The sequence below is a fragment of the Elizabethkingia sp. YR214 genome (assembly GCF_003058195.1).
Classification (GTDB): Bacteria; Bacteroidota; Bacteroidia; order Flavobacteriales; family Weeksellaceae; genus Elizabethkingia.
Genome location: NZ_QBUH01000002.1, coordinates 1 through 26,290, shown reverse-complemented (window position 1 = coordinate 26,290; position 26,290 = coordinate 1). Strand labels below are relative to the sequence as shown.

The window sequence follows — 26,290 nt, the reverse complement described above, 5'->3', positions numbered from 1 at the left end:
ATGAATTAATAAGCTGCAAATTCAGCTAGGTGTGCATACTGGAATCCACCATTTGTAGAAGTGACTTTCACTTTTACATACCTCATAGACTGTACTTGACTTAGATCTATATATTGCCAGCTTTGCTGCGCTTTCAGTGAGAATGTGCCTATACTTGTCCAGTTAGAATTATCACTGCTTTTAAAGATTTCGATATCCTTCATAGCGCCATTCAAATTGCTTCGATTAGCAAAAGCAAATCCATTAACTGTAGTTGTACTTCCCATATCCACAACAAACTGATGTGGAAGTGGTGCTTCACCTCCTCTCCACTTGGTATGCCATACCGTAGTAGAATTACCATCCAAAATGTTTGCGATTACTCCGTCGCTGGTTTCCTGACTATCTGCTGAAAGAGCTTGCCATGCTGTTCTGTCTAGTAAGTCTTTTGTATTGATTACTGAAATATTTGGTACCCCATTTACAAATTCATATTGGTATTTATAGGTTACAAGTGTTCCATTTTCATGATAGAAATTAAGCTTGAGTTCATACTGCCCGGATAATGTATAAAAATCATCTAGTGGACATTCTATAGAGAATGAATCTCCACCCGTCGGACGTGCATCCCATGCCAAAGCATCGTAATCTTTATTACCACCTGCAGGGAAAGGATCATGATACACATTTACGATTTTCACCGGTAAGCTTGAGGTATATTTACCACTGATTATAATCTTATTGTCTTTAACTTCACCTTTTAGCTTAACCAGGTTATTTTGTACAGAAGCATACCAATCGCTTCTCGTTGTCGTCGCAAATGTCTGAGAAAGTGAAAATAATGCAGATGTCGCATTGGTAATATAAGTAGGTGTTTTACCATACGAATAGTTTCCAGCTCCCATTAGTGCTGTTCCCAGAGTAGGCTTATCTGTCTTATGTTCTTTGTTATGAGGAGCATTCAGCCCATGTCCCAATTCATGAGCAAGACCTCCAATCCATTTTGTAGCCAGATCTCCTGTTGCTCCGGCTACACCTAATTTATCGGTATCCATTCCGGCATAATCCAACGCAAAACAATCTCTTCCTAAGCCATAAAACGGAGGTCCACCCGGGTTATTTGGATCCGAATTATAAGAAGGCATGATAATGAGGTTATGGTCACTCTTTTTCTGTGTAGGATTTTGCGTAAAATACTGTCTTACTTCGTCCAATACAACTCCCCCGCCACCATCATATGGATAAGAAGCATTACCTTTTGTTCCCTTAATCGTAATAATATTCACCTGGGTATCTGATAAAAGATCCAGTCCAAAAGAGGTATAACCATAACCTGCTCTTTGCAGATTGTCACCATAAAACTTTTGCAACTGAAGCATGATGTTGCTAAGTCTTTTGCGGTAGTTAGGAATAGTATCTATATCGTTGGGTACAAAATAGATCACATTGAGTTTGTAAGGATTATTACGCCAAGCATTCGTAATCGTTGTAGTTGTAATCCCGGACTTGGCCTGAGGATTCATTTCCCCTTCGGAGGTTATATCCCTTTTACAGGAGTTTAACATAAAGGCAAGCACAAATGCTCCCAATAAGGGTTTGAATAGTTTTGTTCTCATGATTTGGTAGAATTTAATTAATTTTCGGTTAAATATACTATAATTTAACTACATATTCGTAAAATAAAAGCACAAAAACAAAATTTAATATAAAATAAATGCGGAATTAAAGTTTTTTCTGCAATACTCATATATATGGCAATATCCCTTTTACAGGGATATTACAGTTTATCTATAGCTAGAGAAAAATATTTACGGATTGTTCTTAATATAATTAATGGCCGTTTCAAAAACATTGCAAAACATGATAGAATATTTATTATCAGAACAACTGTCGGTCCCATTATAAAAACCATCGGTAGATTCATAATTAATATACCAGCTATTATCACTTACAGTCATAAAATTGTCTCCCGCTACTGCATTATATGTTCCATCAGGATTCATAAGAAAAGGCCTTGCCCCCACTGGATACGAATTAATCTTACCGATAGATCTGGTCTGTTGTATTGTGGTTGTTCTTGGTATTGACCCAAAGATACCTTTCATAGGTCCTTCTCCTTCCAGAACAGTAGTCTGAATCGTTGCGAATGTATCATATCCAAAATCATATCCAGCTAAAGTGCTAAATCCTGGGAAATATGCACCTCCTGAATCACTATCATTGGCAACAAAAAAGAATTTCTTCTTTTCATTTATTTTAGCCTCTAAAGCATTTCTTTTGGCAGAGCCTACAGGGAGATAGCTATTCGCTACATATCCTATCCAGATTATATCAGCATTATCTATTGCAGTAGAAATATCTGTATCTGTTGCAGTACTTACATTTAGTGTTGTAAAGGAGAAATTTTGAATTCTTACAGTTCCATTTGGTCCAAAATTAGACAGATTATTTAATTTAGAGCGTGCAATATTGGTATACAAACCATCTGATAAATTCGAATTCCAGCCGTCAGGAATGATACTGAGAACTCTAATTGTTTTTAAAGCTCCATCTAACTTAAGCGTCAGATCATACCTGTATCCCGGATTGACTTTTAGATTCTTTATTTTAATATTATTTCTGGTCGTGCTTCCAATAGTCAAAGAATTAAGATTAAGCTCTCCACTAAGACTGGTATCAGAAATTAAAATTGTAGGATCACTTTTGGCTGTAGGTTTCCCTAATTCTGAGGCCGGAAAAGTGACACTTGCTCCATTAGGATCTATTCCGTTATAAGTAAGCACCTGATCATTTGCAAATTTAAGATTTGCAGAGGTATTTGTCGGAGTCATTACCCCAGAGGCATTCATAACATTTCCGATTCCCGTAGCATCTATAATTGTAGTAATCTGACTGTAACGGTGCTTTAAGATCACATTCAGGTTATTGTCCTGATTTCCTGAAACCGTCATATTGGTTTTGAAATACATCAAATCACCTGTGGCTCCTACAACTCCTGCGTTGGCTAAAGAATTTGGACTATCAACATTCGGAACACCTGTTTTACTATTTACAGAATAAGCGACAAAGGTGTAATTCTGATCTCCATTTAACTGAAAACCTGAAGTATCGTTTACACCATAAGTAAAGTCTTTTTGATCTACGAACGCACCATTAGTGTCATAAACCACTACTTTATACATTACACCTGGATTTAGCGGCGTAGGCGATGCCGCCATAGGATTAATGGTTCCAAGTTTATTCACAGCCGAGGCTGGAGAGAAAGTAACCTCAAAACTGTGTTTATCATCAAAAGCTATATTTTGCCTTTGCATTTCCAGATTTCCTGCCATCTGATTCGAGGCACCTATTTTTACCGGCTTATCGTCCTCGGTTTCTGTACGCAATAAATTTACTTTTACAATGGCTTTTCCACCGGAAGCGGTATCGGTTACATTATCCGTGCTTCTGCACGAAACAATCCCTAAGGATAATCCTGCCATTAAAACCAAAGAAGGCCCTAATGGGGTATTTTAAAAAAAAATCAATGATTTCATTTTTCTATATAATATTATGTGAAGGTATTTACAGATCTATTAATTTACCTGCGATTAACAACCTAATAGCTTTTGTCCAAAACTGTGCACATTCATCAACACAATCTATCAAGCTATTCTTCATTTTTTACCGTTAATAATTTGAAATTATTAACGTTTCACAAGCCCACCCATACAACCAATTACAAATATTCATCAAAACCATCAATACATTAAAATAAAAATCAAAATATAGCTTTAACACTACATTTATATCAAAATTAATGAATATTTTTTTAAATAAAAAAACATCAAAACTTATCTCTAGCATAAAACCTGACAATCTAATTTCCACATTCATATTATTCACAGATATTTACGTATTTTGTTATCAAAACAAAACATGAGATATTTCAGTAATTTATTTGGTCTGCATAATGGAGAAGAAAACCGTAAAAAAGTCCAGGATGATGTACTTAAGAATATTTCTTTTAAAGGCGCCAACCTTTGGATATTGGCCTGTGCAATTCTCATAGCTTCTATCGGGCTTAATGTAAATTCTACCGCCGTTATTATTGGGGCTATGCTTATCTCTCCCCTTATGGGCCCGATAGTAGGTGCTGGCTTTGCCCTAGCTACTTATGATTTTATTCTGCTTAGAAAATCAGCTAAAAACTTAATTATTGCTACCGGTGTCAGCCTTATTGTATCCACTCTGTATTTTTATTTAAGTCCTTTTAAAGAAGTTCAGTCTGAACTTTTAGCAAGAACCTCACCCACTATTTATGATGTGCTTATCGCTTTTTTCGGTGGTATTGTAGGAGCTGTATCTATTACAAGAGCTGAAAAAGGAAATCCCATTCCAGGAGTTGCTATTGCAACAGCTTTAATGCCACCACTATGCACTGCTGGCTTTGGACTGGCCACACTGAACTTGAAGTTTATGGCCGGAGCGCTATACCTATACAGCATTAACTGTTTTTTTATCGGCATATCCACTTTTCTTATTATTAAATATATGAAGTATGGTGCTGTGAGCACAGGGAATTTCAGTTTTGATAAAAAGCTTAGAATTTCCATCACTTTAGTGATGCTTCTGATGATTATCCCTAGTTCTTATCTGGCATATAACCTTTTAAATGAGCGGAAATTCTCTCAAAATGTTGAACAATTTTTAAAAGATAAATTCTACAATAACGGCTACATTACCATTTATAAAAAAATCAGTTATAATTCGAACCCTAAAAGCATTGAGCTGGCATTTTTATCAAAAAAATTTGACAGTACCGAAATAAAGCAACTCAACAATGATTTGAAAAATTTCGGTATTATCAATACAAAACTTGTTATCAAACAAAATACTTCAGATTTAAAATCTGAAATTCTATCTGAAATCAATAAGCAAAATACCAATCTTTCTGAAAAAGATTTACAACTGAACGCTCTAAGTTCTGAATTAAAGAAATATAAGATTGAAAACCCAAAACTTATTAAAGAAATTGGAATATTATTTCCAGAAATATCTGAAGTATCATTGGGTAAGATGGACAATTATTATTCCAATGACTCCGTTAGTACTTCAACTGTATTGCTTTATAAAGCAAATAAAAAAACAGATGAAGACAAACTAAAAAGATGGATTGTAGAACAATTGGGAGAAACCGACCTCAAACTTATTAAAGAGGAAGAAAAATAAACGTAATCTTTCACAAAGCCTCAAATTATAGTAATAGCATTTCTGAATAAAATTAGAAATGTTTTTTTTGTATCCGCAAAGAAGAATTCAATAAAAAAAACAATTACAATGTATAAATTTCACAAATCGTATGCTTTAGCATGAAATCGTAAGGAATCGTAAGAAAACAATATATATAATTCAGTATCAAGCTTATAATTTTGCTATTTTAAAACAACAGGAGCTATCACTTATTTCCTATTTCTGTAAAAGCCTTTTATTACATACTAATTCAATATAAAAATTTATTCAAAAACACATTGATAATACACTTTATATATGCAAAGCAAACTGTTATTATTATTTTCAGTCTTTTTATATTCCTTTATTTCCGCTCAGAGTAAAAAAGAGAAAGAGATAGACAGTCTTTTTAATACAATAAAATCCAACACCGTTAATCCTTATGTAAAAAATGAAACAGACAGGATACTGAAAGTTTCTACAGAAGTCTACTACAAATCCCGGGAAATAAAATACATCGATGGTCAAATAGATGCATTAAGCTATATGGCTGAGATTTATACCAATACAGGGAATACAAAAATGGCATTAACAAAAGCCGATGAAGGAATAGCACTTGCAGGGAACAATAAAAAATATACAATAGATAAGTCAAATCTACTAATGACAAAAGGAGCAGTTTTTTCAAAGCTAGGTTATTTTGACAAGGCTATACACACCTTTCAGGAAGCTCTTAATGTCGCAGACAAAGCTTCACCTGAAGACGATAACAGAAAGTATTACAATAAGTCTCTTATTTATTTCCTTATCAGACTGCTGCACGAACGCGACGACAATGCACCTTTAAATAAAAAAGAAACAGAATTTTATATTCAGAGTGCTTATAAAGAAGCCTCCCAAATTACTCCGGATTATCAGCAAAAGCCTTACATTATGACTAAAAGTCTGCAAGGTCTGATTTCAGCTTATACAGATTGGGGAGAGCTAAGTAAAGCTGAAGCTTATCTCGCTGAAGGTGATAAAATTAATGAAAAGACAGAGTCTACCTGGCCTTTAACCCGCAATGTTCTTCTCGGAGAAATGGAAACAAAAAGAAAAAACTTTTCCAAAGCAGCAGAACATTTCAAAACAGCACTCGACCTTACAAAATCCTACAATTTGGTATATGACCAAAAGCTAATGTATTCACTTCTTGCCGAAAGTTATCATGAACTACAAGACTATAAAAATGAATCTTATTATCTTAATCAGCATAAAAAGCTAAATGACAGTCTTTCTAAAGCAGAAAAACAAATTAACAGCTATATGTTGAAAAAAGAGCTTGAAACTAAAGCTCCAAATAACATATGGGAAAGTCTGATCAACTGGTATTATATATTCCCAGCTATAATTATATCACTAATTGCCAGTTATGCAATTTACATACATTTTAAAAAGCACAAAATATCCAATTCAGTGGCTAATTATAATATAGAAGCAGACCATGGAGGTTATGATGATCACAAAAAATTAGATCAGATCATAGAACTTGCAGAAAACAACAATACTGCATTCTATCTAAAATTTCAGGAGATATTTCCAGTTTTCAATCAAAAACTTTTAAATATTAATCCAAAACTTACACAATCTGATCTGGAATATTGTGCTATGATGAAACTAAACTTTGACACAAAAAAAATAGCAATTATTAAAAAGACTTCAGTGGGTGCTGTAGAGAGTAAAAAACACCGGATCAGGAAAAAATTAAATATAACATCTGAAGAAAATATTTACATCTGGCTAATAGATAAATAAAAATAGTCTTTTAAATTATTTTAACAAAAAACCATATAAAAACACAGCTTTTATATGGTTTTAACTTTTTCGTAAGAAAACGAATGCTACTCCAAAACAAATTAGAATAAGCATTTCTGGAATCGCATACTCATACCACGCTATTTTTGTCCTATCAAACAAAATTGCCTGTTGTATATCAATATAACATCCATTTTAATCAAAATTAAATAATTGCACAACTGCCCCGAACCAGAAACACACCTGATGAAATGATCCCATAATAGTTTTAGCATTAAAGAACAGTTAACGGGGCAGTTTAATAAAAATGAAGCTGATTAATGAATGATAATTTGCAATGTAAGTAACAGATATAATTATGGCTAATAGTATTTTCCTCAGCCATAATTATATAAATAACGGAAATTAAAGAAAATAACATGATCATCATTTATTTGTTATTTGTTTGTTAAAACTGGAAACAGTTGGAGAGCGGGGAATCCCCGCTCTTTTTATAAAATAATTCTTCCATCAATCATTAAACAGAACTTTATTAATACACATTTTATGCTTCATTTATGCCAACCTACATGAAGCAAACAGGTCTTATTTATTATATTAATTTACATATTTTCAATACATCAATAAGAATTACCAATAAATGCCATAGAAGCGTTTTTAATCTACAGATTAATCCATTAAAAATACTCCAGTAAGAAACTAATTTCATTTCAACATTTTGTTACGAATCTATACAAATAAGAATATCTTTTTAGTAATGCTTTAACAAAAAATAAATATATCATAAAGTTTCATAATTAATAATTAATTAATTCACCTCCAACCACTTTTGTCCGTTATTTGCATTACAATAATCGCACTTGATTAAAATAAAATGAATGATTCTTTTAACACCACTATCAGAGGCTCTCTGAAAGGTTGGTATTTTCCTATGATAGCAGGTATTATCTCTGTAATAATGGGAGTATTTTTATTTATAATACCGCAGGCAAACTATACTCAATACATCCTATTTTATGGAATAGTTTTTATTATAGCAGGATTGCTTCGTCTTATATTTTCTTTTCAAAACCGAAGAATAATTAACGGCTGGGGTTGGTATTTGATTTACGGGATGCTGATTCTGGACCTGGGAATCTATTTAACGATTTATTCCGGGAAATCACCTGTTCTTATTATTGGTTTAACAGCTTTATTACGTTCAATCACCATGATGGGGACAGCAATAGATTTGAAAAGACATGAACATTATCATTGGGGACGTATTGCCACATGGAGTGCTGCAGGAATTATTTTCTCTGTATTACTAATTTTAAATCCAGCCTCAGCTGGTATTCCGATTAACTTTGTTACAGCTTTATATTTTATTAGTATTGGGATTGCTGCAATTTTGCTCTCCACAGAATATAGAAAAGTGAATCAGCATCATTACATTATGCGCAAACTAATGCGTAAACTGGATAAGGATCTTTAGTAATAAAAAGATAAGTATAAAATAATAAAACCGGACTAAATGCCGGTTTTATTATTTTATACAAGTTTTGAGCGATAAAATTTCTTAATAGAGAAAATATGCTCAATATAACCATTTCAAAGGCTAATGATAATTTTATTGTACTCGCTAATCTAAAATTCTGAATAGAAATACAAAAACGCCATCTGGAATTCTTTCTAAATTTCTTAAATATAATTTCGAATAAAGCATAAATTATTTTACGATTACATCCATTTAAATGCAAATTATATTAGTTTAAAGTTTAAATTTGCGTTTCAGTAGTACTATTGTAAATAGCACAATCTAAAAAACGATCAACGATAATTAAAATGATCGTAGAAGGTTTATTTTAGTTAAAAGTTTACGCTTCAAAATTGCTGACATTATCAAGCTTCAAGATCTTATATGAAATTAATTTTAAAAATATTTAAGTTTACTGGTAAACTTATCGTAGGAATTCTAATATTATTATTGTTCTCGGGGCTGTGCTACCGATTATTTGCTCCAAAACCAATTCCGCCTGGCAAATTAGTTAATGTTGATGGTACTAATATTCATGTAAGAGCAGAAGGTGAAAAGAAAGCTTTACCTACCATTATTATTGAAGCTGGAGCACAAAGCAATACAGATATGTTACATTGGCTGGCAGAAGGTTTGAAAAATAATACTAGAGTTATACGCTATGACAGAGATGGAAAATGGTTTAGTGAATCGAATAGTAATGATAGTTTATCTCCTGAATTTTATGCACATCAGCTTCATGAATTATTAGAAAAAATTGGTGAAAAACCACCTTACATTTTGGTAGGCCATTCTATGGGAGGGCCATATAGCAGAATATTCAGGGATCTTTATCCAAACGAAGTTGAGGGAATGGTTTTCATAGATTCAAGCCATCCTGAACAATGGAAGCGATTAGCTCAAAAAGAATTGGTTCCTAAAGGGCAAGCAAAACTTTTAAAAATAGGATCTGTACTTGCAGATTTAGGTATTTTGGGTATATATGATAATACTCTTGGTAAACCCGTATATCAAGGTGATGGTTTACCAAAAGAATTATACAGCCGTTCACGATCACTAATGTCTAATTCTGGAGATGTTTATCGTATGTTTTTACGAGAAAATGAAGTAACTAATCAAATACTGCAGCGAGCAGGTAAAGCAAAGGATTTAGGTTCATTACCTCTCTTGGTATTTACTGCTACAGAACAGTATAAAGAATCCCAAAAAGAGAAATATAGAAAAGATGGAATTGACCCTGATAAACAAGTTCAATTATGGTTTGATATGCAAAAAGAACTAAAAGAAATCTCTTCTAACGGAAAACAAATTATTATGGATGCAAGTCATGGTACTATCATTACCAAAAAAGAAAATGCTGATATAATAAATAAAGAGATTCTTTTACTAGCTGAAAAAATTGTAAAGGGAAATTAAAAATACTAAATAAAAACCCAAAGATTAGAGCTAATCCCTGGGTTATGTTAATTGTGAAATTTTATTTACTTCAAAAGCCGCATCATTTTAGTGATGTCATCATTACCACCATACTATGTATGTAAAGCATTCTGATAATTGGCACTGTTATAAGTGATCTCACCTTGGGGGTAGGTCCAGCGGTATAGAAGCTTAAAGAAGCATTGATACCTTTGTCTACCAATCTCCAGCATCACCACTTGCCCATCCACGGTTAAGGGCTTCAGCTATATATATCACAAAGACATATTAAGCAAAATCTTAATAATTATTGAGGTAATATATCATAAAAAGAGGTACTCTACCCTCTTTTTAATTCAAAAAATCCAGATTATAAATAACAGAAAATTAATTTATCTTCTTAGATTTTGAGTTAGAAAACGTTCTATAAATTATCTTTTTAAAATCCAGTTTAAAGCAGGATCATTTCCCAAATTGTAGTCCTTAAAGGATGGTATTATTTGTTTATCAGGCTGAAGGCCATTAGTATTTTTCTTTTGAAAAGAATAAAATAACTGTGATGAAGAAACTTCAAGTAAAGAATTTGGCAGCCTAAACCATTTTATCTCCTGATAACCATTGGGTATAGCTCCTGTCGACTCTCCTACCAGTGTTGCATTAAGGCAATCTCTAAAATGAGCAGCGTTGGACATTCCGGCAGAAAATGTTGCTCTTCCAATTATTACATAATATTTTACCAACGGGTGCAGTGCATTATAATTTAAAAACATAGGCAGCATTAATTTCAATCCTTTATCAAAATTTCCCCCACCGTTTAGACGCATATCTATAATAATTTTATCTGTAGATTTTTGACTACTTAAACCTTCGTATATATTCTTAGTGATTTTTTCAAAATCTTCCCAGGATGGATATCCTGAAAAGTTAATATAATAAATATTATCACCTAAAGCTTTATGAAAAATTGAAGGTTCAGGAGAGGTACCATGGCTTAAAAATAACGGAAGTTTACTATATGCCCATTTCCAGTTAATAGCTTTATTTTCTTCAGTAGCCTTTATTTTTACTTTAATACTTTTACCTGCTTTAAGGAACTCAAAAACCGCTAAATCTGTATCAGGAGCAAAATCAAATGCCTGAAGGTAATTCGCTGTAGTTAATCTCTTTGGCAACTGATCCAATGCATAAGATTTTGACTCTCCATGGCTAATTATAGTATTTAAGGAGTCTGTGATCCGCTTGATCGGTATATTATTTATTGAAATTAATGGTAAACCCAATAGCTCTTTATACTCTTCACCGCTTCTCACCAGAATCATCTGGTGCTGGAAAATAAAAAAATCTAAAGGGTACTTTCTGAAATCTTTTGGTTCTACCAGCATTGTATGCCCGTCCCCTACAAGGGATACAAATTGCTTAAAATGCATAATAATCTTACTGCTGGTTAGGTTTGGTATTTCTTTATAAATGGCTTGGTATTTTTTATCAAAAACCTCTTTTGAACTAAAATGAAACATATTTAAATGATTTGCCTTTAAATTATCATATAAAGCGTGTAAATCATCTCTCCACTGCTGGGGTGTTAAATGATCATTTTTAATTGACTGCCCATTAAAAGCAGCTATAAAAAGACACATTAACAAAATACCTAATTGATGTTTCATACCACTCAAATATAAAATTAAATACCAGAAGTTCGCACTACAACTTCCTTATAATTAAGTTAAATTGAGTTACTGGGCTTCAGGATTGGCAATATTTGTAGGGTTACCAGCAATATAATTAAGTACATTCTCAAAGGCTTTACTAAAATAAAGTTCATAGCCTTCACATGCTACATACCCAAGATGGGGCGTACAGATTACATTATTTCTGTTGAGTAATTCATAACTTGTATCATATACAGGTTCATTCTCATAAACATCTACTCCCACTGAAATTTTCTTTCCGCTTTTAAGCACATTCAACAGCGTATCTTTTTGAACTAATTCTGCTCTGGCTGTATTAATAAGCACAGAACCTTCTTTCATACTCATTAAATCCTGCTCTTTTACTATAGAAAAAGTATTTTCATTTAACCTTAAGTGCAAGCTTATAATGTCTGCGGTTTTAAAAAAGTCCTCTTTACTGTTTGCCGTTCCAAAACCATCTTCAAGTGCTTTAGTTCTGGAATTTTCACTTCCCCAAACCAGAACTTTTGCACCAAATACTTTTGCATACTGGGCTATTTTTTGTCCAATTTTCCCATACCCCCATATCCCAATTGTTTTTCCATTGATCGTATTTCCGATGTTAACCTGCCAGTGGCCATTTTTCATTCCTTCAATAGCCTGAGGAACTTTTCTAACCGTATTCATTAATAACGACCATGTTAATTCTGCAGGAGCCACAGGTGAACCTATTCCCTCCGAAACAAGAACATTATTTCTAGTACATGCATCTAAATCTAAGTGGTTGGAAATCTTTCCCGTCTGACTGATTAGCTTTAAATGTGGTAAATACTGAAGTAATTCACTCGATATCTCGGTTCTTTCCCGTATTAAAACTATAATCTCTGATTTTCCAATTAAGGATGCCAATTTTTCAGGATCTTTTTCAGTTTTGTTTAGGATATTTACGTTTTGGCTTTTTAGCATCTGAAAACAATCCAGATCTTTAATAATATCCTGATAGTCGTCTAATATTGTTATTTTCATATGATATTTTTTAAGTAAATATTTCAAAAATTTATTCCGATAGATGCTGTTCTATGGATTTTGCAACGATTTTCCGCACATTTTCTGTAAGATTCTGATAGCTGTAGAAACCATAAATGGTATCAAAGCTCAAGTTAGATAAGCGTTCTTTTATTCTTAAAATTTCCGTTCTCTTTAGAGGAATTCTATTAGGGTAGCTATGCATAATGGCAAAAAAATTCATGCTAGGTGAAAGATACATCGTATCTCCACAAAGCATTACCCCTAGTTTTGAGAGCTTACTTATGATCAGTACACTGCTTCCCTTAAAATGCCCACCAATATTTTCAATCGTAATATTATCCCAAAGCTTAAATGATTCGCCTGACCAGTGATGGATGCTCCTCCCTTTATCAGCTACATATTCTTTATCAAAACTATGAATGTAAACAGAGCAGTTGAACTCTTCAGCCCAATCATTCATATTGCTATAATAATGGGGATGAGATATTGCAATCGCTTTTAAGCCTCCCTTTTGGTTAATAAAGTTTATGATATTCTGATCCAATAAAGGAATGCAGTCCCAAAGAATATTACCACTTTCTGAAAGTACTAAAAATGCTCTTTGTCCTATGCCAAATTTGGGTGTAATGATAATCTCATAAAGATATTCATTAATTTCAGTTATTTCCGTTTTGTGGCTTTCCACTAGCTCCTGATGTGTTGTCCAACGCTGACCGGAAAGAGGTATAAACTGCCTTTCTTCAGAACATATTGCACATAATGCTAAATGATAATTTTCCGGAAACTGAGTTCCACAAGCTCTGCATATCTTTTTCATTCTACTGGTACTAAAATTCAACTCCTTACAAGTTTTTACCTGGCAAAGGTATCCAATACAGCACCCTTTGTAATTGGACAAAAGATCAAAAGAAATGGACTTTTAGGAAATTTAAGAATTTACTTTCCTAAATTCTGAGGGACTCACTTTGCTATTGACCATAAAAAAACGGGTGAAATAAGCGGAGTCCTCAAAACCCAGTTGAAAGGCAATTTCTTTGATGGACAAATCTGTGTAACTCAGCATTCTCTTAGCTTCCAATAAAAGTCTGTCTTTAATTAATTGATGGGCAGTTTTATGGCTGTTCTTTTTACATACCTCATTCAGGGTTCTTGTCGAAAACTTTAGTCTATTACTATAAAAGCTAAGGTTATGTTCGTCTTTGAAATACCGCTCCACAAGTTCCTGAAATTCCTGATACCTAATGGAACTCGGGTGATAAACGTTATCAATCTGGAAGCTTTCTTTTTTTATCAGATAGATTTTAAGTAGCAAAGATTTTAATAAACTTAAAATTAATGTTTTCATCGGAACTTCACCACCTCTGGTTTCATCAAAAATAATCTCAAAAAGATATTTTACTTTTTTTGCTTCAATCATTGATAAATTAAGAATAGGAAAAACATCAATATCATTGAATACAGCAAATTTTAATAAGAATTTTGACTCAGGCTCATCATTTGTAAAAAACTGATCATTGAATTTAATCACACCTCCTGAACACAGCGTATTTTTTTGAATTTTGTGTACATTCCTGGGATGTAGTAAAAAAAGACAAGGTCCGGAGTAATGATAATCAACAAAATCAATAGTGTGAACTCCACTTCCTTTTTCTACCCAGATAATTTCATAATAAGTATGATGATGTATATCAGTCCTATTACTGTTCTTAAGATTTACGTCCTGATAGTAATTAATATAAAAGTTTTCCACTATACTATTAGGAAAGCTGTCCTTTTCAGAATAGATATGAATTTGATCTTTTTTCACAGGGCTATTATCAAAGATTATTACTTAATTGTTAGATTATATCTCTAAGCAAATCTATATAAAATCAGGATTATAAAAGAAACTAAATTTCCAGCAAAAAAATTCTAAAATTATAAAGTTTTGCATATTACCAGAATTACGCCCTTAAAAGCTATAGGCTAATCTTTAAGGAAAATTTACTAATTTTAGGTAAGTCTTTTAAAAGAAAAGATTCTACACTACCTTTTTTCTTAGGAACTATTTCCTGATTGAAAATATAAACAGATAATAAAAATAAACAATATGAAAATATTAGCATTTGCAGGAAGTACTTCATCCACTTCCATTAACCGGGAACTTGTAAAATTTGTTTTAAAAAGCTTTTCCGGTAATGAGATCAATCTCCTCGACCTTAACGACTATTCCATGCCGGTATTTTCCGTAGATCTTGAGAAAAAAGGCTTTCCTGATCAGGCACATAGTTTTCTAAAACAAATTGAAGAGAGTGATATTATTATCTGTTCCTTGGCTGAACATAACAGATCTTATAGTGCAGCATTTAAAAATGTCTTCGACTGGTCATCAAGAATAAACGTAAAAGTATTTCAAAATAAACCCATGCTTTTGATGAGTACCTCTCCGGGAGGTTATGGTGGCGGAAATGTTATGAATACAGCCAAGACTTTTTTCCCTCAGTTTGGCGCTGTGATCATGGAAAACTTTTCACTTCCAAAGTTTTATGAAAATTTCGATCTCGAAAACGGTGTAATTAATACTGAAATGTTAGAAGAACTTAATACTAAAATCCAAAGCTTTAAATCTCAGATTTCAGCCTAGTGCTTTTTAAGAACTTTATTCCTTGTGGGGTCTTAGATTTCTTATCCTATATCAAGGAAAACCAAAGCTAAACACGCGATATTTGTATTAGAAATTCCCAAAAACAACACACATTATGGAAATAGGAATAGATAGCTTTATTGCAACCGGCGCTTATGAAGGAGCTTTAAATCCTCAGCAAAACATAGAAGCCATAGAAGCTTTGCTCAGTAAAATTGAACATGCTGACAAAATGGGACTTCATGTCTTTGGACTTGGGGAACACCACCGAAAAGAGTTTTTAGATGAAGCTCCTGCTGTTATTCTTGCCGCTGCTGCCGCTCGTACCAAAAACATTAAGCTTACCAGTGCCGTAACGGTACTAAGTGCGGCTGATCCTGTAAGAGTTTTTCAGGAATATGCTACCCTAGACCTTATATCAAAGGGCCGGGCAGAAATTGTTGCTGGTAGAGGTTCTTTTATTGATGCTTATCCCTTATTTGGACTTAATCTTCAGGATTATGATCAGCTTTTTGAAGAAAAAATAGAATTACTACTCGCTATCCGTGACAAGGAGACGATATCCTGGAAAGGTAAGTTCCGTGCCCCATTACATGAGCAGCCAATATATCCGCGCCCATATCAGGAATCTCTTCCGGTGTGGATTGGTGTTGGCGGAACACCAGAATCTTTTATACGAGCAGGAAAACTTGGACTTCCCCTAATGGTTGCTGTTATCGGGGGCGAAACCCATAATTTCAGACCTCTGATTGATTTATATTACGAGGCAGGAGAGAAAGCAGGGCATCCCCGTGAAAAACTACAGGTAGGATTACATTCCTTGGGTTATGTTGCGGAAGATACAAATCAGGCAAAGGATGAATACTTTCCAGGGTATCAGGAGATGATGGGCAAAATAGGTAAAGAACGCGGATGGCCTACACCAACAAGATCTCAATTCGAGGCACAGGCCGGATTAACCGGAGCCTATGTTGTAGGAAGTCCTGAGGAAGTAGCAGCAAAAATACTTCGTCATAGTAAAGCTTTGGGAGGTATTTCAAGATTTACTTTCCAGATGGATAATCCGGGACTTACACAGGAACAGGTTTATAAATCAATAGAGCTGATTGGTAAAAAAGTAATTCCGTTGATTAACGAAGCATAAAAATTAAGCTCCTCTATTTTTGAGGAGCTTTTTAGTTTTATCATAAAATCTTTATTTGTTTACTTCCAGTAATAATTCATCAAGATTTCCCATACACATGGTAAAGCCTTCTTTAAAGCCCATCTCCAGCATGGTCTCTACATCTTTATAGCTATCATGCTTAAGGATTATATGTACAGTTGTAAGATGATCGTCCGTAGAAAAATTAATACTCCAGTTGGAACGCGGCTTTTCAGTATTTTCATTTCCATTTTCGTCACAAAAAGCATCTAGCCACTCGATAAGCTTTTTAAATTCTATCTTCTGATAGTCTGCTTTACACCAAAGTTTTTCATTTTCAGGACTTACCATAGCATATAGCCATATCCCTCCTTCTGTAAAATTTAAAGTCTTTGTCTCAACCCTATAAGGCTTCGGCGCCCACCACCTGTCAAGAAATTCCGTTTTTGTCCAGGCTTGCCACACTTGCTCCAAATTTGCATTAAATTCACGCTTGATAACAATAGTATTGTTTTCCTTATCTATAGAAAAATCAAAAAAAAGATCGCTTTTCATTTTTAATATTTTTGATGGTTGTGTATTCAAAGTTACCAAATAATTCAATGCCCTATTCTGAATACAAGGTTTAATTATAAAGCTATTAATCAACCAATTATACCTACACAACATTTATACAGAATGAAGTTTCCGAAAATTTAAACTATACAGAAAAGTTGTCCGTCTTGGACAAGTCTGACAATATTTACCGATCTAATTTTGCCCTATCAAAAAAGATCAATTATGCAAAGAAGAAAATTAGTACTCTTATTACTACCCTTTATTATGTTATCATGTAGCCGGGATGAGAAGACCGATAAGCCATCCGGGACTACCGATCCGTCTGCTGTTCTTTATAAAATGCCTGAAGAGTCTGCTCCGCATGAAGGTACATGGCTTCAGTGGCCACACGAATATCAATATGGAGTTACTTACCGCGAACGTCTTGATCCCACCTGGATAGCCATGACCAAAGAGTTGGTACAGAGTGAAAAAGTTCACATTATTGCTTATGATAATACAGAGAAAGATCGTATAACAACATTATTAAATGATGCTGGAATATCACTAAACAACATTGATTTTAAAATTTATCCAACGGATGATTTCTGGGTGAGAGATAACGGCCCTATTTATGTGAAAGATAGCAATGGCAAATTATTTATTCAGGATTGGGGATTTAATGGCTGGGGAAAAAAGGCTCAGTATAACAATTGCGATGCTATTCCTTCCAAAATAGCTGCAGATACTAATGTTCCGAAAATTGACCTCAACACCGTAATGGTAAATGAAGGCGGAAGTGTTGAAATTGATGGAAACGGAGTATTAATGGCATGTAAAAGCTCTATTCTTAATAGCAACAGAAACCCCGGGATGACCCAACAACAGGCAGAGGAAATATTCACAAAGAATTTAGGTATTACAAAATTTATATGGCTGGAAGGAAAAGCTGGTCTTGATATTACCGATATGCATATCGACGGCTTTGCCAGGTTTGCCAATTCTTCTACTATTATTACAATGAATTCTAATGATCTTGCTTACTGGCAGATTCCTGACAATGATATTAATAATTTGTATAATGCCACAGGAAAAAATGGTTCAGCTTATCAGTTTGTAAAAGTTCCTTTAACCAAAAATGAAGTAACAACTACCTATGGGAAGAAAGTTGGTCGTGCATCATATATCAATTATTATATTGCCAACAACCGGGTATTGGTACCTAATTATAACGATCCAAATGATGCAGTTGCAAACAATATCATACAGCAACTGTACCCTGACAAAAAGGTCGTCGGAATTGACTGTCGGAACCTCTTTGCCAATGGCGGTATGGTACACTGTGTTACACAGCAGCAACCCCGATAAGATTATACTATAAAACTACCTTCACAGGTAGTTTTTGTTATATATAAGAGTTATAAATACTGTTCTAAATATCTCAGAACATCATCTTTTTTTCTTGCGGATACAGGAATTTTAATTCCTGTTTTTAATTGTAAATAACCTTCTTTAAAATACCGGGTAACATAATTCATATTCACAAGATAAGATTGGTGGCATCGTATGAAATGGGCAGGAGATAATAAAGTTTCATACTCTTTCAAAACTTTAGAAACCAAAACTCCCGGTTCATTGTTCAGAAAAAATGTAGTATAGCCCTTGTCCCCTTCACAATACACAATGTCATCACAAAATATAATCTGAAGATAATCGCGGTTTTTTAGAACAATCCTGTTTACTTCTTTTGGCTTTTCTATGTAACTATTAACCAGCTGAAGTTGGGACTGCTGAACTAAATAGGCTTCATTTTTATCAATAACCTTTTGTATTGCAGCCTTTAATTCGTCATTTGCAATAGGTTTTAGCAAGTAACCTATTGCTCCTAAATTGAGTGCCTGAATGGAATAATGACTAAAAGCAGTGATGAAAATCACTTTATATTTCTCGATATCAAGTGTATCAAACAATCTAAAGCTTATGGTATCTTTTAACTGAATATCTGCCAGAATTAAATGTGGCTCCAGTTTTGGAATTTCATCAAGTGCAGTTTTAACCTGATCTGTATACCCAACAACTATAATATCAGGAATTTCTTTAAGAATACTCAATATATAATTGCGGATATTCTCTTCATCTTCAAGTACGTATACTTTCATTAGTCTTCTGTTAAAATCGGAATATTAATTTCTACTCTAAAGCCATTATCTGTAGCGTTGGTTTTAACAAAAGAATTGGTTTTAGGAAAAAGAACATTCAGCCTTTGTTCGGTAATTGCTGTCGACAAAGACTGTTTGTTTACATCTGTGTATTGGGCTGCTTTTCCTCTACCGTTGTCTTCAATGATAATTTCCATATAATCCGTCTTATTTTCAAATATAATATTAATTTTTCCTATATAATCAATATTACCAAATCCATGTATAATGGAATTTTCAACAAAAGGCTGCAACAACATCGGCGGGATTAACTGGAAATATGGGTGGACATTATCATTTACTATTATACTATACTCAAAACTGGTTTTAAATCTCATCTGCTGTAACTGCATATAATCTTCCAGAAGTCTGATTTCGTCTTCGACAGATATAAAATCTTCTTTTTCGTATTCCAGGATATTACGCATCAGTCTGGCAAATTTGGTGAGATAGCTAATTGACTTAGTTGTCTCCTTTTCACTAATTAATCCTTGAAGATTACTTACAGTATTGAATATAAAATGCGGGCTTATCTTTAGCTGGAAACTTTTTTGTTCAAGTTTTAGTTTATCATTCTCAACCAGAAGCTTTTCGGCCTTGGATTGCAGATTTTTTCTTTTCAGAAAATTGTAAAGGAAAAATCCACCTAGTAAGAATGCTGCGGCGAGAATGGACATTAACCATTTTTGCTGTTTAATAATTTTGCTATTCAGCTCATTACTGGTCTTTAGATTATTAATCGTTAAATCCTTGTTTTCAGACTTAAATTTTTGCTCGATCTCATAAACCTTATCCTTTTGGATACTGTTAATGTTCTTTAGTTTAAGTTTGTAGAAGGTGTCTAAGTTTTTTAGCGAATTTTTATAATCATTCTTCCCTTTATAAGCATCCGATAATGCAGAATACAATTCGGCCATCCTGCTTGAATCTTTATGTTTTACCGACCATTTTATACCCTCTTCCCCATATTTAACAGCATTATCAAATTCATTATTCATTTGATAATTTATAGCAAGGTTGATATAGGCTACAGGATTAAGCCTTCCGGTAGACTCTAAATACTCAAAAGACTTTTTAGAATAATAGACGCCACTATCCGGTTTTTTCTTAAGTCCAAAAATAATAGCCTTATAGTCCATAGTTCTGGAAAGCTCATATTCATTTTTTTGTGCCCTTGCCAGATCTTCTGCTTTTTTCTGGTTACTCTCCATCTCTTTTATATTGGAGCTTTCCATGGCATATAAAAACAAAATTTCGTAGTACTTAAGTTGCTCTGAAATTGTATTTTTTTCCGGATTATTCTCAAAAGAGAGCTTAAAATACTCGGTTGACTTCGCTACATTTTTATTGATATAAAATGCCTGGGCCATTAGATCATAATATTTAAAAAGAAGGGGACTTTTTCTTTTCTCTTCACTATTTATTTTCTTAAAGATAGCTTCCGTAGTTTTTGGACCGATAGCATCTGACTTAAACCCATCCTTAAAATTATAGAGGTCTATAAGATCTCTTACATCCGCAGATCTTCCTACTGTGTCTATTTTATTTAAATAATAGTCTGAGCTGTCTTTTTTGCTAAGGGCATATTTCATGTAATTATAGTACAGTACTTTATCCTTTGTACTAAGTCCATTAATTATACTATCGAGCTTTAGAAAGACTTTTTCTTTACCCTCACGTGGAATTACATCTGTCTTTATGGCAAAACTTATAAAATTCTTATCTGTATTTGGTGTGGGTACAGTACCTTGTTCTTTAGCTTTTTTATTGCAGCTAATTGTAAATAGTAAAGCACATACAGATATTATAGATAGAATTCTAAATTTTAAACAATTTGACATTTGCTGATTTTAGTTAGGCCAAGATAAGTAAGTCCTGTGATAATTTAAGGTATTATATAATCTCTCCATAGATATTTACATAAAAATAGTATAAAGAAAGGGAGACTAATAGCCTCCCTCTACTTTTCTAGTTAAAATTAAGGATTTGGTGAATAGGAATATAACTAGATGAGGAATATATATTTCACATTTCTTTTACACTTCAAATTTGAAGAATTATTATCTTTCACAAGTATGGGAATTAATATTTGAAACAATCCTGTCAATATTCGTTACCTCTTCAGAAATATTCGTAGCAACTTTTATAAAACTTAAGCCGGAGAAAGTCTTCTGGATTTCAGATGCAGAATAGTTTTATTTAAATAAGGAAAAAGAAGGATTAAAAGAAGTGTAGCTAAAAGAAGCCAACTCATCATTTCATAGTAATCCATACTAAATCTTAAAAGGCTTTGCTCTTCTACTTTCTTTAGCAGCAATTTATCTGATGCTTTTATTATCTGATTTTTATTCACCCCCTTAGCACTTAATTTACCAGCCTGCTTACTCAAAATACTTTTTACTGTAGGATTCAGTACAGTCAGGTGATCCTGAAAAGCATTATAATGCCTGCTTTTTCCAAGAAGCTGAAAGAAATTAATAATTCCAATGCTGGCGCAGAACCCCAAATAGCGTATGGTAAGGGCTGTGGCTGCAGCTGAATGACCTAAAAAAAAAGGAACAGCAGATATAATATAAATAATAGTGGGTACTATTAGTATTCCCACTCCCAGCCCTTGAAGTGCTAAAGGAATAAAATAATTAAAAGGATTGGCCTCAATATCAAATGAAAAATACATCATCACATGAAAAATAAGGAGCAATGAAAAGCCTAAAAACCATATATAGCGTATTCCGACTTTCTTTATAACCATACAACAGGCCAAAACAACGCCTGTAACAATACCCAAAAGGTTAAAGATATTGATGTAAGAAAGATAAAAAGGGTCAAAATGAAGGGTTGCAGTAAAATAAGTATTGGTAATTCCTGAAGCAAATCTGCAGATATAGAGAATAAAGAGAAATACAAGACCTATAATAAAGTTTCTGTACCTGAAAACTCTGAGATCAATATAAGGACGCTTCATCGCCCTAAAGCGGATAAGCATTAATACCAAGAGTATAAAAATCCCAATAACACTCAGAAGAATTCTCTGATCTTCCAGCCAGTAATATTCCTGTCCGAAGATCATCATATAGCCAAAGAGTACAAGGCACCCACTGAGCAACATAAAGCTCTGAATATCTAATTTATAAAGGGGAAATCTTTTACCACTACGATAATGATTCATGGCAAATGCCAGGAAGATAAGACAGGGTACATAGGAGAAGATGGCGCCTTTATAGATAATATTAAAATTATAAGCGTCGATTATTCCAGCTGTTAAAAGATTATTGAAGGGTACAGCACAAATTAAAAGCCCAAAAAAAATTGAAAAGCTAATTTCCCTGCCCCGCTCGCTGCTAAGTCTTGAAAAGAATAAGGTAAGAGACAAATTTACATTGCACGCAAACAGAACCCCTTGAATAAACCGTACAGGAAAAAGAATATAAATATCATGGGCATGGTAACAAATGAGAGAATTGAATATTTGCAGGCTTACAAATACTAAGAGATATTCTCTGGCAGCTAAAAAGCTAAAGAATCTTCTTTCCAGATTATAAAATCCTACATAACCCGCATAAAACAAAATTACGGAAAACTGAATATCCCCTGTCTCGCATCCATAATACCCACGCGCCGCTTCAATATTGGTTAGAGGCAGAAAGAAAATGGCAATCCCCGGAAGTGTCATCAGTAAAAGAAAAAGCTTCACAAACCAGTCCGGTGCCCAGCTCTTAAAAAAAGGAATTTTCCTTCTAACCATTACTGTGCTTTTTTGAAGCATATACATTCACATTCATTCCCACTTTTAAGATATCTGTTTCAGATTTCTGCCCGTCGATTCTAATTCTCACAGGTATACGCTGAACAATCTTTACATAGTTTCCGGTAGAATTATCCGGCGGCAATAAGGAAAAGCTAGAACCTGTAGCTGGAGAAAGTGATATAATAATTCCTTTAAATTCTTTATCCGGATAGGAATCTGCAATGATCTTCACCCTGTCCCCGATATGCATTCCACTAATCTGGGTTTCTTTGTAATTGGCAACCACCCATTTATCGGTTTGATCATTAACAATAAAAGCAAGAGGCTCCCCTGCATCTATCATCTGTCCAACCTCTACACTTCGTTTCCCCATTCTTCCGTTATAAGGAGCCGTAACAACAGTATAGCTGGTTTCCAGTTTATGTCTTCCAAGTAGTGCTTCCAGTCTTACAATTTCAGCCTTTACAACTTCCTTTTCTGCTCTTACATCTTCTATTTTTGAAATAGAAGCTGCATAGGCATCCTGCGAAGATTTATAGTCACTTTTGTTCACCTCCAATGTTGCTTCAACATCTTCCAATTTCTGCCTTGTAGCAGATTCTTCATCATAAAGTTTTTTGTATCGGTTATAATCCAGTTCCTGCTTTTTTACCTTAGCACTGTTTGCCATAATCTGCTCTCTGGATGCCGAGGATTCTTTACTCATTGTATGGACAGTACTTTCAAGAACTTTTAACTGGGCCCGCGCTTTAATTAGCTGGGCTCTGGTCTGTTCCTGCTGCAGAATATATTCTCTGTTATCTATAACTAAAAGTATGTCACCTTTTTTTACATTCTGATTTTCTTCAAATTTTACAGCTACAATAAAACCTCCTGCTCGGGCAATTACAGGATTTACATATTCCTGAACCTGTGCATCATTAGTTTGCTCATATTTGTAATAATTAAAGAGGCTTACTCCTCCCCAGATTGCTAACATCAGAACTACAAGTATGGTAATCCAGCCGGTGATTTTTGTAATAAGCTTATCGGTGGCAGTATATTTCTTTTTCATCGTTTATAAAGTTCCTGTAACGTTTTGTAATAAGTAAAATTTATTCTGAGCTATAATTTTTGAACTTTCGAGCTCAAATCGGGTCTGAAGAAGCTGAATATTGGCATCTAAAAGGTCGGTAATAAGTGAGGTTTGACTGAAATAAGTATTTTTAATAATCCTTGCATTTTCTTTTGCCTGAGAAACATTAATTTCTGCCAGTTTTATCTGTTCCAGAGCTTCAGTATATCTTAAATAGGCTTCTTTCACACCCTGACGGATTTTATCTTCAGTATTTTTATGAGCGATTTCTTCTTTTTCTAATTCAAGTTTTGCGGCCTCCGCTTTCTGAGTATTGTGATATAGAGAAGAAAGAGAAAATGAAGCTTTCAACCCGACAATTCCTAACGAATACCAGTTGGGATTATACGGATAAAGAAAAATCTGTGGATTTGCAAAATAAAATTCTCCGTATAAACCTACTTGTGGTCTGACATTGGCTTTAACTTCCCTCAGACGAAGTTTGCACAGTTCTGTCTGCTGTCCGGAGATATGATAGTCAAACGAATATCTGAAAGCCAGCTCCAGATACTGATCATAGGTGATGTTCTTTTCCTCTTTGATATCCGAATCTTCAGGAATAACAACTGTTTCATCAGGAGCTCCTATGATGATATTAAGCTTCTGTGTGGCAATTAATATATCATTTTCAATCGTTATTAAAGTCATTTCCCTTTTGGATAAATCGAGTTCTGTCCGAAGAACATCGCTCTTTAAAATCACTCCGTTTTTATAAAGAGATTGTATTTCTTTTAGCTGTAATTTCTGATCATGGATATCCTCTTTTATAAGTTTCCGGAACATTAAACTTTTCTGAAGATCGAGATACAATGAAGCTGCTTTGTAATGAATATCGGAAACACTCTCATCTTTTCGGATCTGTTTGATCTTTTGCAGAACTTCTTCCTGCTTTATTTTAAGATTAAGCTTATTACCATTATAAATATTAAAATAAAAATCAGCTCCGGCTCTGTAAAGTGTATGGATAACTTCATGTTGCGTTGGTTTTGAGAACAAGCCATTTTCATAGACCGGAATATTAGAAGCCTTCTCCACCGAACCTTTTACACTTAGCTCAGGAAGACGCTCCAATTTAGCATCTTTTATTCTGGCTACTGAGATATCAGTTTCCAGACTACTCATCTGAATAGGGCGGCTGTTTTCTTCTGCCTTCTGCCATGTCTGCTTCAGGGAGAGATAAAGTGTGTCATTTTTAAGAACCTGGGTCTGGGCGAATGCCGGAAAAAGGGTCCCCAGCATAAAGGCCAGGGTAGAATAAATTTTCATTGAGAACTTATGAATTATCAGAATGCAAAGCTATTTTCTATCCGAATATTATTTTTATCCAAAATAGTCAATTTTTACCTGATTCCGGCCAATATAATTGTACCTTTGCACTCTTGAATTTACAGGTATAATTATGGGCCTAATTGCAGTATTACCAGATATTGACAAACACTCCAGAAGTGTTTTTGTAATGCATGAAAAATCTGAAAAACTGATTCCTTTTCACAGACATACAAAAGGGCAGCTAAGCTATGTAGAAGGAGGGATTGCCTATATTACAACAGATAACAAAACTTACGTTGTTCCTGCCCGGCATTTCTTTTGGATACCACAGGGAATGGAACATCTTCTTCGCATAGGCCATTCTGCTACTGTTTTGCGCTCCCTTTATTTCTATGCACATGATGATACCACAGATCCGTTCTATACCAAACTGGGAATTTATCCGGCTTCAGAACTTTTGATTCAGATGATTAAGTATACCGAAATTTGGGATGAAAAGCATGTGAAAGCAAAGGATCACAATTTTGAATTCCTGATTTCATTAAAGAACATACTTCCTAGAGTCAGCCAATATGCATTACCTATTGTCCTGCCCATGACAGATGATTATCAGATGAACAAAATACTTCTGTATCTGGACCATAACATTGGTGATAAACATACCCTGGTTAGTATAAGCGATCGTTTCGGAATGAGTGAAAGGTCTATGTCAAGGCTCTTCAGATCTACTTTGGACATCTCTTTTCTGCAATATCTGAAAACACTGAGAATGGTTAAAGCCATTGAACTTATCCTAAAATCACATAAATCTATTAATGAGATTGCAGACGAAGTTGGCTATAGCAGTATTAGTACCTTTAGCGATACTTTTCATGAGTTTACTCAGTCAAGGCCGTCTGACCTAAGAAAGACAAGAAGTTTGTCCTAGCATTTTAAAACAAAAAAACTGTAAGTGTCCCTAAAAACCAGACAGTTTAAAAATAGAGAAATTTATTAATTTTAAACTGTAAAAGATGAAAAAGACAAGATTCACAGAGACACA

The 26,290-nt window shown here is 34.0% G+C and carries 20 protein-coding genes; 8 read left to right on the top strand and 12 right to left on the bottom strand.

What is annotated here, in order from left to right:
• Positions 1 to 5: 5 nt before the first annotated feature.
• Entirely contained in the window at positions 6 to 1,595 is a 1,590-nt protein-coding gene (locus C8J95_RS03275; protein ID WP_107808728.1) for a discoidin domain-containing protein, read from the bottom strand.
• A gap of 192 nt (positions 1,596 to 1,787) precedes the next feature.
• Entirely contained in the window at positions 1,788 to 3,461 is a 1,674-nt protein-coding gene (locus C8J95_RS03270; protein ID WP_107808727.1) for a hypothetical protein, read from the bottom strand.
• 436 nt (positions 3,462 to 3,897) lie between these two features.
• Between C8J95_RS03270 and C8J95_RS03260 the strand changes: the two genes are divergently transcribed.
• The 4 genes from C8J95_RS03260 to C8J95_RS03245 all read left to right on the top strand — a co-directional run bounded on the left by C8J95_RS03260 (position 3,898) and on the right by C8J95_RS03245 (position 9,916).
• Positions 3,898 to 5,190 carry a DUF389 domain-containing protein gene (locus C8J95_RS03260; RefSeq protein ID WP_107808725.1) on the top strand — a complete coding sequence of 431 codons (1,293 nt, stop codon included), beginning with the start codon at positions 3,898 to 3,900 and terminating at the stop codon, positions 5,188 to 5,190.
• A gap of 318 nt (positions 5,191 to 5,508) precedes the next feature.
• Positions 5,509 to 6,984, top strand: a complete 1,476-nt coding sequence (locus C8J95_RS03255; RefSeq protein ID WP_107808724.1) for a hypothetical protein — start codon at positions 5,509 to 5,511, stop codon at positions 6,982 to 6,984.
• A gap of 874 nt (positions 6,985 to 7,858) precedes the next feature.
• Positions 7,859 to 8,458, top strand: coding sequence for an HdeD family acid-resistance protein (locus C8J95_RS03250; protein WP_107808723.1), 600 nt, complete (start codon positions 7,859 to 7,861; stop codon positions 8,456 to 8,458).
• 426 nt (positions 8,459 to 8,884) lie between these two features.
• Complete coding sequence (locus C8J95_RS03245) at positions 8,885 to 9,916, top strand: alpha/beta hydrolase (RefSeq protein WP_107808722.1); 1,032 nt, start codon at positions 8,885 to 8,887, stop codon at positions 9,914 to 9,916.
• A 431-nt stretch (positions 9,917 to 10,347) separates the two neighbouring features.
• Here the strand turns inward: C8J95_RS03245 and C8J95_RS03240 are convergent, their stop codons facing one another.
• The 4 genes from C8J95_RS03240 to C8J95_RS03225 all read right to left on the bottom strand — a co-directional run bounded on the left by C8J95_RS03240 (position 10,348) and on the right by C8J95_RS03225 (position 14,422).
• Positions 10,348 to 11,580: a S41 family peptidase gene (locus C8J95_RS03240; RefSeq protein ID WP_146165457.1), complete on the bottom strand. Its 1,233-nt coding sequence runs from the start codon at positions 11,578 to 11,580 to the stop codon at positions 10,348 to 10,350.
• Between the two features lie 69 nt (positions 11,581 to 11,649).
• On the bottom strand, positions 11,650 to 12,612 hold the full coding sequence (locus C8J95_RS03235; RefSeq protein ID WP_107808720.1) for a D-2-hydroxyacid dehydrogenase family protein: 963 nt from the start codon (positions 12,610 to 12,612) through the stop codon (positions 11,650 to 11,652).
• A 31-nt stretch (positions 12,613 to 12,643) separates the two neighbouring features.
• On the bottom strand, positions 12,644 to 13,432 hold the full coding sequence (locus C8J95_RS03230) for an MBL fold metallo-hydrolase (protein ID WP_107808719.1): 789 nt from the start codon (positions 13,430 to 13,432) through the stop codon (positions 12,644 to 12,646).
• 111 nt (positions 13,433 to 13,543) lie between these two features.
• Positions 13,544 to 14,422, bottom strand: a complete 879-nt coding sequence (locus tag C8J95_RS03225) for a helix-turn-helix domain-containing protein (protein ID WP_107808718.1) — start codon at positions 14,420 to 14,422, stop codon at positions 13,544 to 13,546.
• A gap of 282 nt (positions 14,423 to 14,704) precedes the next feature.
• On the opposite strand from C8J95_RS03225, the gene C8J95_RS03220 reads away from it, so the two are divergent.
• Together C8J95_RS03220 and C8J95_RS03215 are read left to right on the top strand one after the other, a co-directional pair.
• Positions 14,705 to 15,238 carry an NADPH-dependent FMN reductase gene (locus C8J95_RS03220; RefSeq protein WP_107808717.1) on the top strand — a complete coding sequence of 178 codons (534 nt, stop codon included), beginning with the start codon at positions 14,705 to 14,707 and terminating at the stop codon, positions 15,236 to 15,238.
• A gap of 115 nt (positions 15,239 to 15,353) precedes the next feature.
• Entirely contained in the window at positions 15,354 to 16,382 is a 1,029-nt protein-coding gene (locus tag C8J95_RS03215) for an Atu2307/SP_0267 family LLM class monooxygenase (protein WP_107808716.1), read from the top strand.
• Positions 16,383 to 16,433: 51 nt separating this feature from the next.
• Here C8J95_RS03215 and C8J95_RS03210 read toward each other — a convergent pair whose 3' ends face one another.
• Positions 16,434 to 16,937 (bottom strand): SRPBCC domain-containing protein, encoded by a 504-nt coding sequence (locus C8J95_RS03210; RefSeq protein ID WP_107808715.1) that lies wholly within the window; start codon positions 16,935 to 16,937, stop codon positions 16,434 to 16,436.
• 225 nt (positions 16,938 to 17,162) lie between these two features.
• Here C8J95_RS03210 and C8J95_RS03205 point away from each other — a divergent pair, with 225 nt between their 5' ends.
• Complete coding sequence (locus C8J95_RS03205) at positions 17,163 to 18,287, top strand: agmatine/peptidylarginine deiminase (RefSeq protein WP_107808714.1); 1,125 nt, start codon at positions 17,163 to 17,165, stop codon at positions 18,285 to 18,287.
• A 50-nt stretch (positions 18,288 to 18,337) separates the two neighbouring features.
• Here the strand turns inward: C8J95_RS03205 and C8J95_RS03200 are convergent, their stop codons facing one another.
• The 5 genes from C8J95_RS03200 to C8J95_RS03180 form a co-directional block, all read right to left on the bottom strand.
• Positions 18,338 to 19,078, bottom strand: coding sequence for a LytTR family DNA-binding domain-containing protein (locus C8J95_RS03200; protein WP_107808713.1), 741 nt, complete (start codon positions 19,076 to 19,078; stop codon positions 18,338 to 18,340).
• On the bottom strand, positions 19,078 to 20,958 hold the full coding sequence (locus tag C8J95_RS03195; protein WP_107808712.1) for a sensor histidine kinase: 1,881 nt from the start codon (positions 20,956 to 20,958) through the stop codon (positions 19,078 to 19,080). The genes C8J95_RS03200 and C8J95_RS03195 overlap by 1 nt, the downstream gene beginning before the upstream one ends.
• Before the next feature lie 311 nt (positions 20,959 to 21,269).
• Positions 21,270 to 22,862 carry a beta-carotene 15,15'-monooxygenase gene (locus C8J95_RS03190; RefSeq protein ID WP_107809009.1) on the bottom strand — a complete coding sequence of 531 codons (1,593 nt, stop codon included), beginning with the start codon at positions 22,860 to 22,862 and terminating at the stop codon, positions 21,270 to 21,272.
• A complete protein-coding gene (locus tag C8J95_RS03185; RefSeq protein ID WP_107808711.1) occupies positions 22,855 to 23,919 on the bottom strand; it encodes an HlyD family secretion protein in 1,065 nt (354 codons plus the stop codon). Before C8J95_RS03185 ends, C8J95_RS03190 begins: the two co-directional genes overlap by 8 nt.
• A gap of 3 nt (positions 23,920 to 23,922) precedes the next feature.
• Entirely contained in the window at positions 23,923 to 25,245 is a 1,323-nt protein-coding gene (locus C8J95_RS03180; RefSeq protein ID WP_107808710.1) for a TolC family protein, read from the bottom strand.
• A gap of 133 nt (positions 25,246 to 25,378) precedes the next feature.
• On the opposite strand from C8J95_RS03180, the gene C8J95_RS03175 reads away from it, so the two are divergent.
• Positions 25,379 to 26,176 carry an AraC family transcriptional regulator gene (locus C8J95_RS03175; protein WP_107808709.1) on the top strand — a complete coding sequence of 266 codons (798 nt, stop codon included), beginning with the start codon at positions 25,379 to 25,381 and terminating at the stop codon, positions 26,174 to 26,176.
• Positions 26,177 to 26,290: the final 114 nt, after the last annotated feature.

What these genes read in the sequence shown, in the direction of transcription:
- C8J95_RS03250 (WP_107808723.1), top strand. Translation starts at nt 7,859, where the DNA reads ATGAATGATTCTTTTAACACCACTATCAGAGGCTCTCTGAAAGGTTGG.
- C8J95_RS03235 (WP_107808720.1), bottom strand. Translation starts at nt 12,612, where the DNA reads ATGAAAATAACAATATTAGACGACTATCAGGATATTATTAAAGATCTG.
- C8J95_RS03270 (WP_107808727.1), bottom strand. Translation starts at nt 3,461, where the DNA reads ATGGCAGGATTATCCTTAGGGATTGTTTCGTGCAGAAGCACGGATAAT.
- C8J95_RS03210 (WP_107808715.1), bottom strand. Translation starts at nt 16,937, where the DNA reads ATGAAAAGCGATCTTTTTTTTGATTTTTCTATAGATAAGGAAAACAAT.
- C8J95_RS03190 (WP_107809009.1), bottom strand. Translation starts at nt 22,862, where the DNA reads ATGGTTAGAAGGAAAATTCCTTTTTTTAAGAGCTGGGCACCGGACTGG.
- C8J95_RS03245 (WP_107808722.1), top strand. Translation starts at nt 8,885, where the DNA reads ATGAAATTAATTTTAAAAATATTTAAGTTTACTGGTAAACTTATCGTA.
- C8J95_RS03260 (WP_107808725.1), top strand. Translation starts at nt 3,898, where the DNA reads ATGAGATATTTCAGTAATTTATTTGGTCTGCATAATGGAGAAGAAAAC.
- C8J95_RS03180 (WP_107808710.1), bottom strand. Translation starts at nt 25,245, where the DNA reads ATGAAAATTTATTCTACCCTGGCCTTTATGCTGGGGACCCTTTTTCCG.
- C8J95_RS03220 (WP_107808717.1), top strand. Translation starts at nt 14,705, where the DNA reads ATGAAAATATTAGCATTTGCAGGAAGTACTTCATCCACTTCCATTAAC.
- C8J95_RS03195 (WP_107808712.1), bottom strand. Translation starts at nt 20,958, where the DNA reads ATGTCAAATTGTTTAAAATTTAGAATTCTATCTATAATATCTGTATGT.
- C8J95_RS03275 (WP_107808728.1), bottom strand. Translation starts at nt 1,595, where the DNA reads ATGAGAACAAAACTATTCAAACCCTTATTGGGAGCATTTGTGCTTGCC.
- C8J95_RS03240 (WP_146165457.1), bottom strand. Translation starts at nt 11,580, where the DNA reads ATGAAACATCAATTAGGTATTTTGTTAATGTGTCTTTTTATAGCTGCT.
- C8J95_RS03255 (WP_107808724.1), top strand. Translation starts at nt 5,509, where the DNA reads ATGCAAAGCAAACTGTTATTATTATTTTCAGTCTTTTTATATTCCTTT.
- C8J95_RS03205 (WP_107808714.1), top strand. Translation starts at nt 17,163, where the DNA reads ATGCAAAGAAGAAAATTAGTACTCTTATTACTACCCTTTATTATGTTA.
- C8J95_RS03185 (WP_107808711.1), bottom strand. Translation starts at nt 23,919, where the DNA reads ATGAAAAAGAAATATACTGCCACCGATAAGCTTATTACAAAAATCACC.
- C8J95_RS03230 (WP_107808719.1), bottom strand. Translation starts at nt 13,432, where the DNA reads ATGAAAAAGATATGCAGAGCTTGTGGAACTCAGTTTCCGGAAAATTAT.
- C8J95_RS03215 (WP_107808716.1), top strand. Translation starts at nt 15,354, where the DNA reads ATGGAAATAGGAATAGATAGCTTTATTGCAACCGGCGCTTATGAAGGA.
- C8J95_RS03175 (WP_107808709.1), top strand. Translation starts at nt 25,379, where the DNA reads ATGGGCCTAATTGCAGTATTACCAGATATTGACAAACACTCCAGAAGT.
- C8J95_RS03200 (WP_107808713.1), bottom strand. Translation starts at nt 19,078, where the DNA reads ATGAAAGTATACGTACTTGAAGATGAAGAGAATATCCGCAATTATATA.